The organism is Epilithonimonas sp., assembly GCF_036780765.1.
Classification (GTDB): Bacteria; Bacteroidota; Bacteroidia; order Flavobacteriales; family Weeksellaceae; genus Epilithonimonas.
Genome location: NZ_DAIQCG010000003.1, coordinates 332408 through 349602, shown reverse-complemented (window position 1 = coordinate 349602; position 17195 = coordinate 332408). Strand labels below are relative to the sequence as shown.

General features: G+C 34.2%; 18 protein-coding genes. 11 read left to right on the top strand and 7 right to left on the bottom strand.

The annotated features are described in order from the left end of the window. Nucleotides 1-43: 43 nt before the first annotated feature. Nucleotides 44-256 (top strand): hypothetical protein, encoded by a 213-nt coding sequence (locus V7P73_RS08160; protein ID WP_333852542.1) that lies wholly within the window; start codon nucleotides 44-46, stop codon nucleotides 254-256. A 51-nt stretch (nucleotides 257-307) separates the two neighbouring features. On the opposite strand, the gene V7P73_RS08155 is transcribed toward V7P73_RS08160, so the two are convergent. After that, nucleotides 308-1078, bottom strand: coding sequence for a TrmH family RNA methyltransferase (locus V7P73_RS08155; RefSeq protein ID WP_333852540.1), 771 nt, complete (start codon nucleotides 1076-1078; stop codon nucleotides 308-310). A gap of 93 nt (nucleotides 1079-1171) precedes the next feature. Here V7P73_RS08155 and lptB point away from each other — a divergent pair, with 93 nt between their 5' ends. The 3 genes from lptB to V7P73_RS08140 all read left to right on the top strand — a co-directional run bounded on the left by lptB (nucleotide 1172) and on the right by V7P73_RS08140 (nucleotide 3118). Next, nucleotides 1172-1900, top strand: a complete 729-nt coding sequence (gene lptB, locus V7P73_RS08150; protein ID WP_333852538.1) for an LPS export ABC transporter ATP-binding protein — start codon at nucleotides 1172-1174, stop codon at nucleotides 1898-1900. Nucleotides 1901-1903: 3 nt separating this feature from the next. After that, on the top strand, nucleotides 1904-2569 hold the full coding sequence (locus V7P73_RS08145) for a heavy metal-binding domain-containing protein (protein WP_333852536.1): 666 nt from the start codon (nucleotides 1904-1906) through the stop codon (nucleotides 2567-2569). Between the two features lie 69 nt (nucleotides 2570-2638). Then, nucleotides 2639-3118, top strand: a complete 480-nt coding sequence (locus V7P73_RS08140) for a DinB family protein (protein WP_333852534.1) — start codon at nucleotides 2639-2641, stop codon at nucleotides 3116-3118. A 45-nt stretch (nucleotides 3119-3163) separates the two neighbouring features. Here the strand turns inward: V7P73_RS08140 and V7P73_RS08135 are convergent, their stop codons facing one another. Further along, on the bottom strand, nucleotides 3164-4126 hold the full coding sequence (locus tag V7P73_RS08135; RefSeq protein WP_333852532.1) for a helix-turn-helix transcriptional regulator: 963 nt from the start codon (nucleotides 4124-4126) through the stop codon (nucleotides 3164-3166). A gap of 176 nt (nucleotides 4127-4302) precedes the next feature. Then, the gene (locus tag V7P73_RS08130) at nucleotides 4303-6033 is read right to left on the bottom strand and encodes an ABC transporter ATP-binding protein (RefSeq protein ID WP_333852691.1); all 1731 of its coding nucleotides are present in this window, start codon (nucleotides 6031-6033) and stop codon (nucleotides 4303-4305) included. 305 nt (nucleotides 6034-6338) lie between these two features. Between V7P73_RS08130 and V7P73_RS08125 the strand changes: the two genes are divergently transcribed. The 3 genes from V7P73_RS08125 (at nucleotide 6339) to V7P73_RS08115 (ending at nucleotide 9113) form a co-directional block, all read left to right on the top strand. Then, nucleotides 6339-6911, top strand: a complete 573-nt coding sequence (locus V7P73_RS08125) for a cob(I)yrinic acid a,c-diamide adenosyltransferase (protein WP_313099102.1) — start codon at nucleotides 6339-6341, stop codon at nucleotides 6909-6911. Nucleotides 6912-6995: 84 nt separating this feature from the next. Then, a complete protein-coding gene (locus V7P73_RS08120) occupies nucleotides 6996-7631 on the top strand; it encodes a thiamine diphosphokinase (protein ID WP_333852530.1) in 636 nt (211 codons plus the stop codon). Between the two features lie 90 nt (nucleotides 7632-7721). Continuing rightward, nucleotides 7722-9113 carry an arginine decarboxylase gene (locus tag V7P73_RS08115; protein ID WP_312422078.1) on the top strand — a complete coding sequence of 464 codons (1392 nt, stop codon included), beginning with the start codon at nucleotides 7722-7724 and terminating at the stop codon, nucleotides 9111-9113. A gap of 112 nt (nucleotides 9114-9225) precedes the next feature. Here the strand turns inward: V7P73_RS08115 and V7P73_RS08110 are convergent, their stop codons facing one another. Further along, nucleotides 9226-10497 carry a T9SS type A sorting domain-containing protein gene (locus tag V7P73_RS08110; protein ID WP_333852529.1) on the bottom strand — a complete coding sequence of 424 codons (1272 nt, stop codon included), beginning with the start codon at nucleotides 10495-10497 and terminating at the stop codon, nucleotides 9226-9228. Nucleotides 10498-10616: 119 nt separating this feature from the next. Then, a complete protein-coding gene (locus V7P73_RS08105; protein WP_333852528.1) occupies nucleotides 10617-11249 on the bottom strand; it encodes an NAD(P)H-dependent oxidoreductase in 633 nt (210 codons plus the stop codon). A 172-nt stretch (nucleotides 11250-11421) separates the two neighbouring features. Here V7P73_RS08105 and V7P73_RS08100 point away from each other — a divergent pair, with 172 nt between their 5' ends. Further along, complete coding sequence (locus V7P73_RS08100; protein ID WP_089768908.1) at nucleotides 11422-11769, top strand: winged helix-turn-helix transcriptional regulator; 348 nt, start codon at nucleotides 11422-11424, stop codon at nucleotides 11767-11769. A 150-nt stretch (nucleotides 11770-11919) separates the two neighbouring features. Here V7P73_RS08100 and V7P73_RS08095 read toward each other — a convergent pair whose 3' ends face one another. Further along, nucleotides 11920-12324, bottom strand: coding sequence for a PH domain-containing protein (locus tag V7P73_RS08095; protein WP_333852527.1), 405 nt, complete (start codon nucleotides 12322-12324; stop codon nucleotides 11920-11922). 115 nt (nucleotides 12325-12439) lie between these two features. Continuing rightward, on the bottom strand, nucleotides 12440-14068 hold the full coding sequence (locus tag V7P73_RS08090; RefSeq protein ID WP_333852526.1) for an acyl-CoA carboxylase subunit beta: 1629 nt from the start codon (nucleotides 14066-14068) through the stop codon (nucleotides 12440-12442). Between the two features lie 304 nt (nucleotides 14069-14372). Here V7P73_RS08090 and V7P73_RS08085 point away from each other — a divergent pair, with 304 nt between their 5' ends. The 3 genes from V7P73_RS08085 to V7P73_RS08075 are packed head-to-tail and all read left to right on the top strand — an operon-like array spanning nucleotide 14373 to nucleotide 17138. Further along, complete coding sequence (locus V7P73_RS08085) at nucleotides 14373-15272, top strand: DMT family transporter (protein ID WP_333852525.1); 900 nt, start codon at nucleotides 14373-14375, stop codon at nucleotides 15270-15272. Between the two features lie 10 nt (nucleotides 15273-15282). Further along, nucleotides 15283-16365, top strand: a complete 1083-nt coding sequence (locus tag V7P73_RS08080) for a PorV/PorQ family protein (RefSeq protein WP_333852524.1) — start codon at nucleotides 15283-15285, stop codon at nucleotides 16363-16365. Between the two features lie 14 nt (nucleotides 16366-16379). Beyond that, nucleotides 16380-17138, top strand: a complete 759-nt coding sequence (locus V7P73_RS08075; protein WP_333852523.1) for a hypothetical protein — start codon at nucleotides 16380-16382, stop codon at nucleotides 17136-17138. Nucleotides 17139-17195: the final 57 nt, after the last annotated feature.

The window sequence follows — 17195 nt, the reverse complement described above, 5'->3', positions numbered from 1 at the left end:
AAATAATGGACAATCTATTAACTAACAATTTAATTAAATTATTATGAAAAAGTCATTCTTCGTAGCTGCTATCGCTGCTGTAGCTCTTGTAGCTTGTAAAAAAACTGAAACTGTTGATACTGCTGCTGCTGATTCAGCTGCTGTTGATTCTGCTGTTGCTGTAGTTGATTCTGCTGCTACTGCTGGTGTTGATTCTGTTAAAGCTACTGCTGATTCAGCTGTTGCTAAAGTAGACTCTGCTGCTGCTAAAAAATAATCTTAACCAAGTTAAGAATTTGAAACCGTTTCTTTCGAGAAGCGGTTTTTTTTATTTCTCCAATTTTTGTCTCAAGATTTCATAACAAGTAATAGCAGCAGCATTGCTCAGATTTAAAGAATCTATACTTCCGGACATTGGAATCAAAACATTTTCTCCTTTATCTTTCCAGAAGTCACTTAATCCGGAATGTTCTGTTCCGAATAAAATCGCAGATTTTTCTTTTAAATTTTTTGTATGAATATTTTTTGCATCTTCACTCATAAAAGTTGTAAAAATTGGATATTCGTAAGTTTTCAAAAATTCTAAAGTTTCCTCATTGGATGCTTGAAAGATGTTCATCCCGAAAAGACAGCCAACACTGGAACGAATGACATTTGGATTATAGAAATCTGTTCTTGGGTCGGTTACAATCAATGCATTGATGCCAAAAGCTTCACAACTTCTCAAGATTGCACCAAGATTTCCGGGTTTTTCTACACTTTCTAAAATGATTATGGCTGAATCTTGTTTTGGTTTGAACTCGTCAAGATTTCTTTGTTCTAATTTATAAATTCCAATAATTCCTTCGGTTGTTCCACGGTAGGAGATTTTTTCATAAAGCTTTTCCGAAACGTAATGGATTTTGGAATTTGGCAATTTCCCATTGAAAATAGATTCGCAGATGTAAAATTCTTCTGGCTGATTACCAAAATGCATTGCTCTTTCGTTTTCCTGCTGACCTTCTACAATGAAAACACCGGCTTTTCTTCTGTCCTGATTTTTGGTTAAAAGTCGGGTTAGTTTTTTGATTTTTTCGTTTTGAAGGCTTTCTATGAGCATTTTGAGAATTTTTGCAAAGATAATAAATTGTAAAACTTTAACTTCCATCTTCTGACATCTGTCTTCCAACAAAAAAATATATATCTTTGTTTTATGATTTTACGAGGAGAAAATTTAATCAAGGAATACGGACCGAAAAAAGTGGTGAAAGGCGTGTCATTGGAGGTTCAACAAGGCGAAATCGTCGGACTTTTGGGGCCAAACGGAGCAGGAAAAACAACATCGTTTTATATGATTGTTGGATTGGTGAAGCCTACTTTGGGAAATGTTTTCTTGGATAACCAAAATATCACGAAAGATGCGATGTACAAACGTGCGCAGAACGGAATTGGTTATTTGGCGCAAGAAGCTTCGGTTTTCAGGAAACTGTCTGTTGAGGATAATATTTTGGGTGTTTTGCAATTAACAAAACTTTCCAAAAAACAACAGCAAAAGAAATGTGATGAATTGATTGAAGAATTCCACCTGGAACACGTTCGTAAAAACCGTGGCGATTTGCTTTCCGGAGGTGAAAGACGTAGAACGGAAATCGCGCGTTGTTTGGCAACAAGTCCTAATTTTATTCTTTTGGATGAACCTTTTGCGGGCGTTGACCCGATTGCGGTAGAAGACATTCAAAAAATCGTGAGGTCTTTGGTGGAGAAAAATATCGGGATTTTGATTACCGATCACAACGTTCAACAGACTTTGGCGATTACCAATAAAACTTATATTATGTTCGAAGGGAAAATCCTGAAAGAAGGTTTGCCAGAAGACCTTGCTAATGACCCAGAAGTGAGACAGGCTTATCTTGGAGAGAATTTTAGGTTTGAGAAGTTTTAATATATGGAAGATATTAAAGTTTGTCCAAATTGTTCTACTAAAGTTAAGGGCTTTTTTGCTAGTGGGCATATGTTGTCACAAAATAAGGTTGATTTTATAAATAAATATCATATAGAAAAAAAAGATAGTTATTGCTCTGTCTGTTCAACTCCTATATTACATAAAATAAATTCGACTTTGAATGAAAAGAAGAATGAGCTTAATAATAGGTTAAAAACAATAATAAAATTCTTACCTATAATATCATCTGAAGCTCCAATTAACTGGGAGTATGAAGTAATTGAGATGGTTTCTACTCAACAAACTTCAGGAACTGGTTTTGCAACGGAATTATCAAGAAGTTGGAATGATTTTTTTGGAACAGGTTCTAATGCTACAAATAAAAAGATTTATAATGCAACAGAACTTTGTAAAACTGATTTAAGAATTCAATGCGCTATGTTGGGTGGAAATGCAGTGATTTCAGCAGATATTGACTTTAATGAAATTGGAGCAGGTTCTACTAATATGCTGATGGTTTGTATGGCAGGAACAGCTGTACAAATAAAAAACTTAGACAATGCAAATATTCGTAATTACGAGTATTTATCAGAAATTATTGAAATATCAGAACAGCTAGATATTATAAATAATAAAGTTGATGAAAAGAATATAGCTTTAAATTCATAATTCAAAATTCTACTGACAAGCTATTGTCACAACTGCGCCATAAATTTGTATCAAATAAAACAAACTATTATGAACGCAAACGCAAAAGTCTTGGACTCACAACAACTTTTAATCCATTGGCAAGGTCACAGAAATCTTACTAGAAGAGTGATTGAAGCTTTTCCAGAGAAAGATTTATTCGAGTTTTCAATTGGCGGAATGAGACCTTTCGCAAAATTGGCTTTAGAATTATTGGCAATTGGCGGACCAGCTTTGAAATCAATTGTTGACGGAACAATTAATGCATTCGATGAATCTTTCAATCCAACAACGAAATCCGAAATCCTAGCAAAATGGGACGAAGAAACGGAAACAATCAACGAGTATTTTTCTCAAATTTCAGAAGAACGTTTTCAGGAGATGTTCAATCTTTTTGGACAATATGAGTTTCCGATTTATCAGAATATTCTATATTTTGTTGATAATGAGATTCATCACAGAGGTCAAGGTTATGTTTATTTGAGAGCTTTGGGAATCGAACCTCCGTTTTTCTGGGAAAGACAAAGATAATTTTATATGCTTGATTTGAATTTAAAGTCTGCTTTTTAGCAGACTTTATTTTTTATTCAAATTATCAGAAATCTTGTTCATTAAGTCATTCATCGTGTCTTTGAGATATTCTGGTTCAATGATTTTTGCAAAGTCTAAAAATGTAATCAACCAGCGAGGAAAACCTTCCTTAATCCATTCGGTTTCAAAAGTCAAAAGCATTCCATTTTTAGTTTCTTCTTCAGAAATCAACCCGTAATATTTTTTTGAATTGACAAGAAGTGGCATTATTTTCTTCTCGACCAATAATTCAACTTTTACTTTTTTACCTTCAGATTTTTTTCTGTAATCGCCGATATTGCCATATTCTTGAAGAAACGGAGTTTGAGTTTTCTCGATTTTCAAAATCCTGTCAATTCGAAATTGTCTGAAATCCTTTCGCATCGTACAAAATGCCATCATATACCAATAGTTGACTTCATAAAAAATCCCAACAGCTTCGATAACTCTTTCGCTCGCTTCGTCTTTTACGTTTTGATAATGGATTTTTAACTGATTCTTTTCAGCGATACTTTCCAGAATTGTAGGGATGATATTTTTAATAGCATCCGATTTTTCTGGTCGATAAGAATAGATATCAATCTGATTTTCGAGATTCTGAACCAAATTTTTCTCCGAACTTCGAATAACCGCTTTCACTTTTTCCATTGCAGAATTGTAATGAGAATCGAGACTTTCGTGAGAAAATTTCTGCATCAATTTTTCTGCAGTAATGAAACTCAGAACTTCTTCTTTAGTAAACATCACGGGTGGAAGTTTGTAGCCATCTACCAAAGAATAACCGGAACCAGCTTCTCCAAAAATCGGAATTCCCGCATTTTCCAAAGTCTTGATATCTCTGTAAATCGTTCTAATGCTTACATCAAATTTCTCCGCCAAATCCTGAGCACGGACAATCGATTTGGTTTGTAGTTGTGTGAGAATCGATGTGACTCGGTCTATTTTTTTTATGTAATGGTCTTCGTTCATTTGCTCAGATTCTGTGAAATTATCAATAGGAATGGGCTTTAGCCCATTTTATAAAGTGAAGTATAAATTGGCTTTAGCCAAAACTTAGTTTAAATTTCGGCTGAAGCCTCTCCAAAATCAAATATTTTATCATCGGGCTAAAGCCCGACGCAATTGATATAAATAATATTAATAAACTAGATTTCCTCCTTATAAGTTTTCACCAATCTATCCAGATTTAAACTTCTTGCGGAAGCATCGAAGATTTCGCGGTAAGTTCCGTCTTTTTCATACAATTCTTCGTGTGTTCCGTTTTCCACAACTTCGCCTTTTTTCATCACATAAATCATATCCGAATCCAAAATCTGCGACAACGAATGCGAAATAATAATCACAGTTCGGTCTTTTTTTATCGCATCCAGAGAGTTTTTGATTTGTTCTGTTGCAATAGCATCTAGACTTGCTGTTGGTTCGTCCAAGAAAATAATTGGCGGATTTTTCAGAAATAATCTTGCAATCGCAATTCTCTGTTGTTGACCACCGGAAAGTTGTGTGGCGTCGTGATTATAACCATCTGGCAAATCCAAAATCTGCTCGTGAAGATAAGCTTTTGTCGCAGCTTCTTTGATTTGATCTAATGTCGCTTCCAGATTTCCGTATCGGATATTATCTTCAATACTTCCTTTGAAAATGTGATTTTTCTGAAGTACCAAACCAAGGTCATCCCGCAGATAATCATTATCAAAATCATTCAGATTGTTGCCATCCAAAAGTATTTCTCCGGAATCTGGTTCATAAAATTTACAAAGCAAATTGATAATCGTTGATTTTCCAGCGCCACTTAATCCAACTAAAGCTGTGGTTTTCCCATTTTCGATTTTGAGAGAAACATTTTTCAAAGCTTTCATTCCGTTTGGGTAAGTGAAATCTACATTTTTGATTTCAAAACTGCCTTGAATTGGAATGTTATTGATGGTTCCATTTGGTTCGGTTTCGTCGTCGTCATTCAAGATTTCGAAATAACCTTCTGCGTAAATAAATGCATCATTCATATCATCATAAATCCTGTGAAGCTGACGGATAGGCGCGGAAACGTTGTTGAACAACATAATATGAAGCATAATTGCACCAATCGTCATTTGTTGGTCGAGAACCAAATAAACCGTCAAAAGGATAATTAAAACGACACCAAATTGTTCGATAAAAGTTTTCAAACCATCGAAAATAAAGCTGGTTCTTCTCGTGTATAATTGACTTTCCATCAATTGCATCTGGAGATTGTACTGTTTTTTGCCTTCAAATTTTTCCCGCACAAAACTCTTGATAACCATTATAGAATTGATAAGATTCAAAAGTCCGGATGTTTTTTGCTCCCGTTGATTTCGCAGGGTTCGTCTTACATTGCCTAATTTTTTAGCTTGTCTCGAGGTCACGTAAAAGTAAATCGGAATCACAAATGTCGAAACCAATCCAACATACAGATTCTGCATATACATTACAATCAAAGCAATAATTGCAGTTGAAAATAATGGCAAAATATCAATGAAAAAGTTTTGTACGAGTTTGGTTAAGCTTTCAATTCCTCTGTCGATGCGGATTTGAAGTTTTCCGGATTCGTGTCGGTCGTCGTTGTAATAAGCAATTCTGTAAGTCAGGATTTTGTCAATTGCGGCTTGTGCCAATTCTGAACTGACATTAATTCTAATTTTTTCACCATAAAATTTCTGCCCAAACTGAATAAAAATGTTTGCTAATTCTTTTCCCAAAAGTATAATAGAAATCAGAATCAAAACGTGGATTCCTTCGGACATAGGATGAGGAAGCTGTGTTAATTTCGTGACTTCATCAACTGTGTATTTCAAAACAATCGGATTGACTTGTGCAAATAAAGCGCCGATAAAAGTCAATGCCAAAGTTCCGAAAACCATCCATTTGTAAGGTTTTATGAAACTTTTAAGCTGATTGAAAATATGGATAAGGTTGGTTGTTTTCTGAAAAGGTTTTTTCATAACAGCAAGTTAAGAAATATTGGAGTTTAACACAAAAGCACAATTGTTTTTATTGTCATTGATGTGTTTTTAAGGCACAAGGAAAATCAAAGATTTTTTGCTAACAAAGTCAAACCTTGTGCCTTAAAAACATTCGAATACTTCAAATTAATTCTTTGTGCCTTTGTGTTTAACCTCTGTATTCAAATAAAAAAGTTAATTTTAAACTTTCGTAAAAAATAACAATGAAAATATATACAAAAACCGGCGATAAAGGCGAAACTGGACTTTACGGTGGAAGCAGAATCTCTAAAGCGAGCGCAAGAGTAGAATCTTACGGCAATATAGATGAACTCAATGCTTCGATTGGTGTTGCAAAATCTCACATTGAAGATGAAAATGTCATTGCTCAGCTTAAGAAAATTCAGTTTGATTTGTTTACAGTTGGCTCAGAAGCTTCGACTCCGATTGATAAATTGTTTTTGGCTAATGGAAAAGCAAGATTGCCACTCGTAATTTCTGATAAAGAAATTGAAGAATTGGAAACCTGGATGGACGAAATGGAAGAGAAAGTAGAACCTTTGCAATATTTCATTTTACCTGGAGGTGGAAAAGCGGCGACTTTCCTTCACGTAGCGAGAACGGTTTGCAGACGCGCGGAACGTAGTTTAGTTTTCCTCAATCAATCCGAAGAAGTGCGACCAGAAATGATAAAATATCTAAATCGTTTATCTGATTATCTTTTTGTTTTGGCGAGATATGTTTCGAAACTTCATAATGAGCCTGAGGAATATTGGAATCCTAATGATAGAAGCTAGAATTAGTAATTTGTCATTCAGAACAAAACGTAGTACAGTGAAGAATATAGATTTCTCCTTCGTCGAAATGACAACTGTGAAAATATGAAAATTAAAGCACTTCTTTTCATCAACGGAGATTCTCCGAAAACAATTCCCAATTTGTCTGGTTATGATTTGATTGCTTGTACAGATGGCGCTTTTCATTATTTGAAACAACTGAAGTTTCCTTTGGATAAATTGGATTTTATTTCGGGAGATTTCGATTCTCATAAAATTGAAGAAGAGATTCTTCGACAAGCTCAGAATCACAGTTTTGTTATTATAGAAACACCTGACCAGAACAAAACTGATTTTCACAAAGCTCTGGAAATTATTCTCGAAAAAGGTTTAGAAAATATCGATGTTTATGGCGGAAGTGGAGGAGAACAAGATCATTTTCTTGGGAATCTGAGTGTTGCTTATGCTTTTAAAGATAAATTGAATCTTCAGTTTTTTGATGAATACTCTTCCTATTATTTTATTCCTAAAAATTTCTCAATTTCTGATGTCAAAGGAAAAATGATTTCCTTGATGCCTTTTCCAATAGCCAAAAACATCGAAACAAAAGGACTGAAATGGCCTTTACATCAAGAAGATTTGATTTTGGGAGAAAGAATTGGAACGAGAAATGTTGCAGATAGTCAGGAAGTTTCAATCCAATATAAAGATGGCGATTTGCTAATTTTTGTGGGAAAATAATTCAGTAATTTTTATAGAATTATTAACGCAGAAATTCAGTTTATTTCATCATTTTTGCATCGTAAAACAATTAAATTTTTTTAGCCAGAAATGAAAATAAAATATTCTGAACTAATTGACCAAACGCTTTATTTTCCGACTGAAGAATTCAGTGTAGAAGAAAATAATCTGAAATTTCACGACATCAATCTGATGGAGGTTGTGGAAAAATTCGGGACTCCTTTGAAGTTCAATTATTTACCAAAAATATCTCAGAATATAGAAAGGGCAAAATTCTGGTTCAAAGAAGCTTTTGAAAAGAACGATTATCAGAAAAATTACAGATATTGCTACTGCACAAAGTCCAGTCATTTTGCATTTGTTGTAGAAGAAGCGTTGAAAAATGACATCAGTCTGGAAACATCTTCGGCTTATGATATGGATATCGTGAAATCGCTTTATGACAAAGGTAAAGTTGATAAAAGTATCGAAGTAATCTGTAACGGCTTCAAAACTGACGATTATTTGGCAAAGATTTCTGAGCTGATTAATAATGGTTTCGAAAATATTACGCCGATTCTTGATAACTACAGAGAGTTGGATAAATTGACGGAAAGTATCGACAGAACTTTTGACATCGGAATCAGAATTGCTTCTGAGGAAGAACCAAAATTCGAATTTTATACCTCAAGATTAGGAATTGGATACAAGGATATTATTCCTTATTACAGTCAAAAAATTGCGGAACATCCGAATGCAAGGTTGAAAATGCTTCACTTTTTCATCAATACGGGAATCAAAGACACGGCTTATTATTGGAACGAATTGTACAAATGTCTTCGTGTTTATGCAAGATTGAAAAAAATTGCTCCAGAAGTTGATTCGTTGAATATTGGTGGTGGTTTTCCAATCAAAACATCCTTGAATTTTGATTACGATTACGCTTATATGGTGAACGAAATTGTTTCCCAAATCAAGAAATTCTGTGAGGAAGAAGGTGTTGAAGAACCAAATATCTATACAGAATTCGGAAGTTTCACAGTGGGAGAAAGTGGTGGGCATTTATATAAAATTATTTCTCAGAAACGTCAGAACGACAGAGAAAAATGGAATATGATTGACTCTTCTTTTATGACGACTTTGCCAGATACTTGGGCGATTTCCCGTCATTTCATTATGTTACCACTTAATCGTTGGGATGATTCCTATGAGAGAGTTTTTCTTGGTGGATTAACTTGTGATTCAGATGATTACTATAATTCTGAGCAGCATACGAATGCGATTTATCTTCCTGTTTTCAATGAAACAAAACCTATGTATATTGGGTTTTTCCATACTGGAGCTTATCAGGAAACCATTGGCGGTTACGGCGGTGTTCATCATTGTTTGATGCCTCAGCCAAAACATATTTTGATTGATAAAGACGAGGACGGAAATATCACTTACGAACTATTCCGAGAAGAACAAAGACCAGAAGATGTCTTGAAACTTTTAGGATATTAAGATACTAAATGGTTTGTAATTTTTTATCAATTAATTTCAAATAACTGATCTAAATTCAAACACAAAAAAGGCTTTTCAATTTGAAAAGCCTTTTTTATGTTTGAAAGAAAACTTATTTTTTGATGATTTTCTCTGTCGTTTTATTATTATTGATATCAGTCATTATCAATAAATAATTTCCGCTTGAGATATTCGAGATATCAAATTCTCTTTCTTTAGCATCTAACGTTTTGATGATATTACCAGAATAATCAGAAAGCTTAATTTCTACGAATTTTTTATCTGTATCAATCTTCAAATAATTGGAAACGGGATTTGGGTAAACAGTTATTTTATTTGATTTCAGAAGATTATCTACGGCTAATGATTTGTCTTTTACAATCACAATTTTACCTGATGTAACGTTGGTGCTGTAATTGTAAGAGTACGTTGTGAAAGCGTAGCAACCAGCGCCACAAGAAGTCATCGATCTTGTAGATCCTTGAACGTTTGGAATTGGTGTACTGTCTTTCAATAAGAAAGTGTTTGGGTTGAATCTTTTGAAAGTGATATTTCCAGAAGAATATTCAGAACTTGCATAAGCTACAGATTGTGTAGCTGTGTCAAAAGCGTTTGCTCCTGTTGTGTTTGTAAATTGCCCCAGAAGAAACGGCGTTCCAGATGAGATATCAACTACTTTTCCGTCTGTAGAATAAAGAAAATTACCTTCTCTTATAAAATCAATACTGAAGTTGGAAAAAAGATTGGGATAGACAATTCCTTGCGTTGCTCCTGACGAGCTAATGTTGATTTTTCTCAAACCAAATTCCGTAGTCTCGTTATTGTATCCCCAAAGTAGATTGTTGCTTGAGAATTCGATTCTGTTACTGCCCGTATGATCCTGGGTGGTAGTCGGTCTCATCACATCGTTGTCATAGATTGCAACACCTTCGTGTTTTGGAGAAAAACCTACATTTCTTCTAGAGATGGCAATTGTATTAGGATTGCCTGGCATCACCTCCATATCTTCTACAAATAAAGCTCCAAGAGAAGGATCAGTACCTAATGAGAACTGTAGGTTTACAGATTTACTGGCGATATCCCATCTTCTTACAAGAGAAGCTGTTTCGAAACCAACATACAGATATTGATTATTGTCAGAAATGGCCAATACATTTGGCTCGCTGCCAATGAAGAACGTGTTTTCAAGAGTTTGACTTACTGGATCGATGACGCCGATGCTATTCCCGTTTGCACCATTTGCACTGGGAATGCTGGCGTAGATTTTTTTTGCATTAGAATCATAGATGACCTGATTGGCAATAATGTCAAGGACTTTTACTTCTAGCTGAGCATTGCAAAATAATCCTGCGAAAAGTAATGAAAATGATAGAGTTGTGCGCATTAACTTTTTTTTGGTAAAAATACAGTTTTTATCTACAAGTAAATGACTTCCAATTTAATTTCGTAAATTTTAATATTATTAAAAAAAAGCGTCCTGATATTTTCAGCACGCTTTATAATTTATTTGATTTCAGTAATGAACTCTTCTTTTGGAGTTCTGTACTTTTTCAGATTTACCAGCCAGTCTCCGCTTGTGTCTCTGTAACCTAGAGGTAAAATCACAACACTTTTCAATCCTTTTTCAGCGAGTCCTAATAACTCGTCAAGAGCAGCATTGTTAAAGCCTTCCATCGGTGTTGCATCTACTTTTTGCTCAGCAGCTGCAGCAATTGCTAACCCGAAAGAAATGTAAGCTTGTTTTGCAGCGTGTGTTGCGTGCCATTCGTTTCCAAGAGGTTCGTACATTCCCCAAAGTCTGGTTTTATAATCATCCATCGCTTCTTTAGGAATTCCTCTTTCTGATGTTGTTTTTTCAAAAACTTCGGAGATGCTGTTATGAGAGTAGCCATCCCAAGCTGCCCAAACCAAAAGATGAGAACCATCTGTAATCTGAGCTTGGTCAAAAGCAATCGGTTGTATTTTTTCTAATAACTCTTTATTCGAGATAACGAATAATCTGTAAGGTTGTAAGCCAGATGAAGAAGGTGCTAATCTTGCAGCTTCTACAATGTAATCTACTTTATCTTGAGGAACGGTTTCTCCGTTCATTTTTTTTGTTGCGTAACGCCAATTTAAGTCTTCTAATAAACTCATTTTTAGATGATTTTTTGATTTGAAGTGTCAAAGTTAAATAAGAAAAGTTTATTTTTGTAATCTAGTTACAAAAAGTTACCGTTACCAAAAAGTAACTTATTTGATAATTAGTTAGTTATGAAATAGTATTAATGATAATTTAATATTATGAATTTGAAAATAAAAGTCTAATATGAAAATTAAATGTTGTAAAACCAATCTTCTTGCTGTTCAGGATACGATGGATATTTTGAAAGGCAGATGGAAAGTCCAAATCATTGCAGCGCTTTGTTATGATAAAATGCGTTTTTCGGATTTGCAGAAAGAAATTGAAGGTGTTTCTGCGAAAATGCTGAGCAGTGAATTGAAAGATTTAGAAATCAATCAATTGGTAACGAGAACAGTTCTTAGCACACAACCAATAAGTGTGGAATACGAATTGACGGACTATGGACGAACTTTGAAAAAAATCATTGAACATCTTGCAGAATGGGGTGTTGAACATAGAAAAAAGATTATCGGAAAAGTATTAGAGAATTAGTCCGATTTCTATCTTGTTTTAAATGGAAATAATATTCAAAAATAAATCTGCGTATCTCTTGACTAATTTAAACAAAGCAATTCCAAAACCCGATATTGTCTTCTCGTCATATTTTTCAAACGGATTTTATATAGTTTTTCCAGATCATAATTATTCTTTTACAGTGATGTTTGGATTGATTCTTAGCAGTTCGTTTTTTAATTCGTCAAAATCTCTGGGCGAAATCACGATACTGCCGTCTTTATAATAGATTTCTACTCTTCCAATGATGCTTGGTGCTGGAGCAGAAAGTAGATTCCATGTTTTTTCTATTTTATGAATTTCTTTAATATCAATCTTCGTTGTTCCGAAAATTGAATTTTTGATGTACAGAAATTCCTGATCAATTGTGTATTTTATTGAGAAGCAAAGACCCAAAATCAACGCTAAAATAATGGCTGGAAAAATTAACGCATTCCATTCCAATGTGATGATTTGCTGATAACTGGAAAAAGTGAGTACTATCAAAATAAATAGTAACAATTCCCATCCGATTCTTACATTAATAGTTTTCATTGCTATTGTCGTTTTTTATTTTAAAGTTTTTTTACTTTCTCAATAAGGTCGTCCATTTTGTTTCTCATTGAAAAAAAACTTCCATAGTGGGAAGTTTTTATAAAAAAATTTAACATTAAACCTGAATCACACCTAAATTGAATTTTTCCGTAATTGGAGAATGATTAGCTGCTTCTATTCCCATACTAATCCATTTTCTGGTGTCTAGAGGGTTGATAATAGCATCTGTCCAAAGTCTTGCTGCGGCGTAAGTTGGCTGGATTTGTTTGTTATAATCTTTCAAGATTTTGTCAAGAATTTCTTTTCTTTCTTCTTCCGAAATTTCCTTTCCTTGTTTTTTAAGCGAAGATTCTTGGATTTGTAGCAATACATTTCCTGCTTGTGATCCACCCATAACTGCTAATTCTGCCCACGGCCAAGCAACAATTAATCTTGGATCATAGGCTTTTCCGCACATCGCATAATTTCCTGCGCCATAAGAGTTTCCTGTAATAACAGTGAATTTTGGAACCACAGAATTAGAAACTGCGTTTACCATTTTTGCTCCATCTTTTATGATTCCGCCTTGTTCAGATTTGGAACCAACCATAAATCCTGTAACATCCTGAAGAAATACCAAAGGAATTTTTCTTTGATTACAGTTAGCAATAAAACGTGTGGCTTTATCAGCAGAATCAGAGTAGATAACGCCACCGAACTGCATTTCACCTTTGCCGCTTTTTACCAATTTTCTTTGGTTGGCAACAATTCCCACACTCCAACCATCGATTCTGGCAGTTGCACAAATAATGCTTTTCCCATAATCGGGTTTATATTCTTCGTATTCAGAATTATCTACAAGACATTTGATGATTTCGAAAGTGTCATATTGCTCAGATCTCACAGCTGGCATTATTCCGAAAATATTATCTGGATTTTCTTTAGGAGGAAAACTTTCGGTTCTGTCAAATCCTGCTTTTTCAAAATCTCCAATTGACTTCATTATATTTTTGATACGATCTAAAGCATCTTTGTCATCCTTAGCTTTATAATCTACAACACCAGAAATGGAGCTATGCATTGTTGCTCCACCTAGAGCTTCATTTTCAATAGATTCACCAATTGCTGCTTTCACAAGGTAACTTCCTGCCAAGAAAATACTTCCTGTCTTGTCCACAATCAACGCTTCATCACTCATAATCGGGAGATAAGCACCACCAGCAACACAACTTCCCATAATCGCAGAAATCTGAATAATCCCTGCAGAACTCATTTTTGCATTATTTCTAAAAATTCTGCCAAACATCTCTTTGTCTGGGAAAATTTCATCCTGCATCGGCAAATAAACACCAGCAGAATCTACCAAATAAATAATTGGTAAACGGTTTTCCATCGCGATTTCCTGAGCTCGCAGATTTTTCTTTCCTGTAATTGGAAACCAAGCTCCAGCTTTTACAGTTGCATCATTGGCAACAACAATACACTGTTTACCGGCAATGTATCCAATTTTTACAACCACACCGCCTGCAGGACATCCGCCTTCTTTCTCATACATCTCGTAACCTGCAAATGCACCGATTTCTATGGTGTCAGAATTTTTATCAAAAAGATATTCCAAACGTTCTCTAACCGTCATTTTTCCTTGGTCGCGTTGTTTTTGAAGTGCTTTTTCGCCACCTCCCAATTTGATTTTCGACAAAATTTTCTTGGTGTCAGAAAGTTTTAGTTTGTTGATATCTTCTCTTTTATTGAATTCTAAATCCATAGGGTTTTCTTTGGGTCTAAAGATAAAATTTTTTGATTGATGGCAAAACGAAAGAATTTATTAATTGCAAAATCGAATTGTATTGCATTTAAAAATTAATATTAGTTTCTGTAATATATCTCTGGATTTTCCGTTTGAGTGATAAATGAAATAAATTTTTAGTTAGTTTATGTTTATTTTAATAAGTTTTCTTATTAGAGATCCGTATAAATTTTTGTACGGATTTTTCGTTGAGTCAATCCAGATTATTAGCTTCAAAACAAGAAATTTATTCTAATTTTGCAAATTGAAAATCAATATTTCTATGAAGAATTCTTATTTGCTGAGGTTGCATTTTATCGTGTTTTTATGGGGCTTCACAGCTATTTTAGGAAAGTTGATTTCTACGGATGCGCCACTTTTGGTTTTTTATAGAATGTCATTCGCTGCGGTTTTTCTTTACTTATATCTCAGGATTGTAAAAAAAGAAAGCATTAAAGTTACAAAAGGTTTATTACTAAAATTGGTAGGAATAGGAAGTGTAATGGCTTTTCACTGGTTGTTCTTTTTTCAGTCTATCAAGGTTTCCAATGTATCAATCGCGCTTTCCTGTTTATCATTATCAACATTATTTGCCTCTTTAATAGAACCAATAGTCTTTAAAAGAAAACCAGATTGGGTCGAGGTTATTATCGGAATCATTATTGTGATTTGCATTTCTTTGATTTTCAATGCAGAACTGAAATATAAAGAAGGCATATTTTACGGAATTCTTTGTGCACTTTTTGGAACTATTTTTTCTGTTTTCAATGGTAAAATTTTTGGAAAAACCAGTTCCGGAAATATTATTTTCTACGAGATTGCTGGTGGATGGTTGGTCATTAGTCTGTTTTTTATTGTCACAGGACAAATTTCTTCTCTCAGCGAAATAAGTTATACAGATATTGCGTTAATAGTATTGTTGGCATCTGTTTTTACGGCATATCCAATGTTTGAAAGTGTAAAGCTGATGAAGTTTATTTCACCTTTCACATTGATTTTAACCGTAAATCTTGAGCCTGTTTATGGGATTATTCTAGCTTTTTTTATCTTTGGAGCTTCAGAGCAAATGAGTCCCATTTTTTATATTGCTTCTTTGGTGATGATTACAGTAATTGTTATCAACGGAATTATAAAATCAAAACGAAAAAAAGAAGATACAATTGCAGAAACGAACCATCTGTAAACAGCTTTTGATGAAAAGAATTTTATTTTTTTTACTGATTATTTTTTCACAAATATTTGATGCACAAATCATCAGAAAATATTCTAATGAATTTTTGAATATTGGAGCTGGTGCAAGAGGACTTGCGATGGGTGGCGCTGTTATTTCTAATCAGGATGATGTTTATTCTCCTATGTGGAATCCGGCTGGTCTGATGAAAATCGACCGCGATTGGCAAGTCGCAGCAATGCATGCAGAATATTTTGAATCCATTGCTAAATACGATTACATCGCTTATGCCAAACCTTTGGATTATGGTAACGGTGTTTTCGCCATTTCATTAGTCCGATTGGGTGTTGATAATATTCTAAATACAACTCAATTAATTGATTCCGAAGGGAATATAGATTATGATAAGATCAGTTCTTTTTCTACTTCAGATTATGCGGCTTTATTTTCTTACGCGTTTCATCCTAACGGAAATCAGAAATTAGATGTTGGAGCAACTGCAAAAGTAGTTTATAGAAATGTGGGAAAATTTGCCAGCGGTTATGGATTTGGATTTGATATTGGAGCAGTTTACCGTACAGATACCGATTGGAATTACGGTTTTATGCTGAGAGACGCGACCACGACTGTCAATTTCTGGACAATCAATCAAAAAGAATTATCTGCAGTTGTGAATGGGGAAGAATTCAACCCAGCGCCAACAGATAAAATGGAAATCACAATGCCAAAGTTGAATCTGGGTGTCAGCAAAACCTTTGAGTTCAATAGAGATTTGAAGTTGTTACCAGAAGCAGGCGTTAATATCGATTTTGCGAAAACAGCAGCACTAATTTCTACAGATTTTGCCAGTATCACACCTTATGTCGGCGGAGAATTGATTTTTCAGGATATGATTTTCGTACGATTAGGATTGAATCGATTCCAATCTGTTACCGATATAGAAGACTTAAAAAGAAAAGTCTCTTTCCAGCCAAGCGCAGGTATTGGCATTAAATACAAAGGCTTGACATTGGATTATGCCATCACCAACTCAGGAATAGGAGGTTCTAATTTTTATTCTAATTTCTTTTCTTTGAAATTGGATATGCAAGGTTTCAGAAATTAATTATAATATTCGATATGAAAAATATTTCCATTTTTTTATTTGTTTTCTTGATTTCAGTAGTCAAGGCTCAAACTGTATCAGATTACAAATATGTTTTGATTCCCGCAGAGTTTAATGATTTCAAAGACAACAAAGATTATGGATTAGGCAATCTTTTAGAAAAATCTTTGAAAGCAAAAAAATATACAGTTCTGCCAGCTACTAAAAATGAGTGGCCGTCTGATGCGCTGATGAACCCTTGCGGTATTCTGAATTCCGAACTTCTGAATGACAAAAGTATGTTCCGAAATAAGCTGATTCTACAGTTCAAAGATTGCAGCAACAAGGTTATCTTCACTGAAAAAGGAAACAGCATGATAAAAGAGTTTGAACCAGGTTTTCAAGATGCTTTGAAACAGACATTAGTGAAAATTCCTGTATCTAATCCAACTACAATTGTCAATAAAGTTGCTGAAACAACATCCACTGAGCCTTTTAAAAATGAATTGCAGGGTTCAAAAGAAGCAATTTTACAAACATCGAATGCTGTGAGATATAGCAACGGAACATTAACTGTCCAAAAAATACAAATTGATAATAGTCAGTTTATTTTGGTTGATGGCAACAGTTCTGTACCTTTTGCAACATTTAAATCTACAACAAAAGAAGGTGTTTTTCGAGTAAAATTAGGTTCTGGAGAATCTACAATTGGTTACTATGAAAATGCCAATATTGTGATTGAAATGCCAAAAGCTAATGGCGATTATGCTAAAGAAGTTTTTGTAGCTAAGTAATAATTACAATCCATAATAAAAATAAAAAAGCTCAGATCAATCTGAGCTTTTTCTATG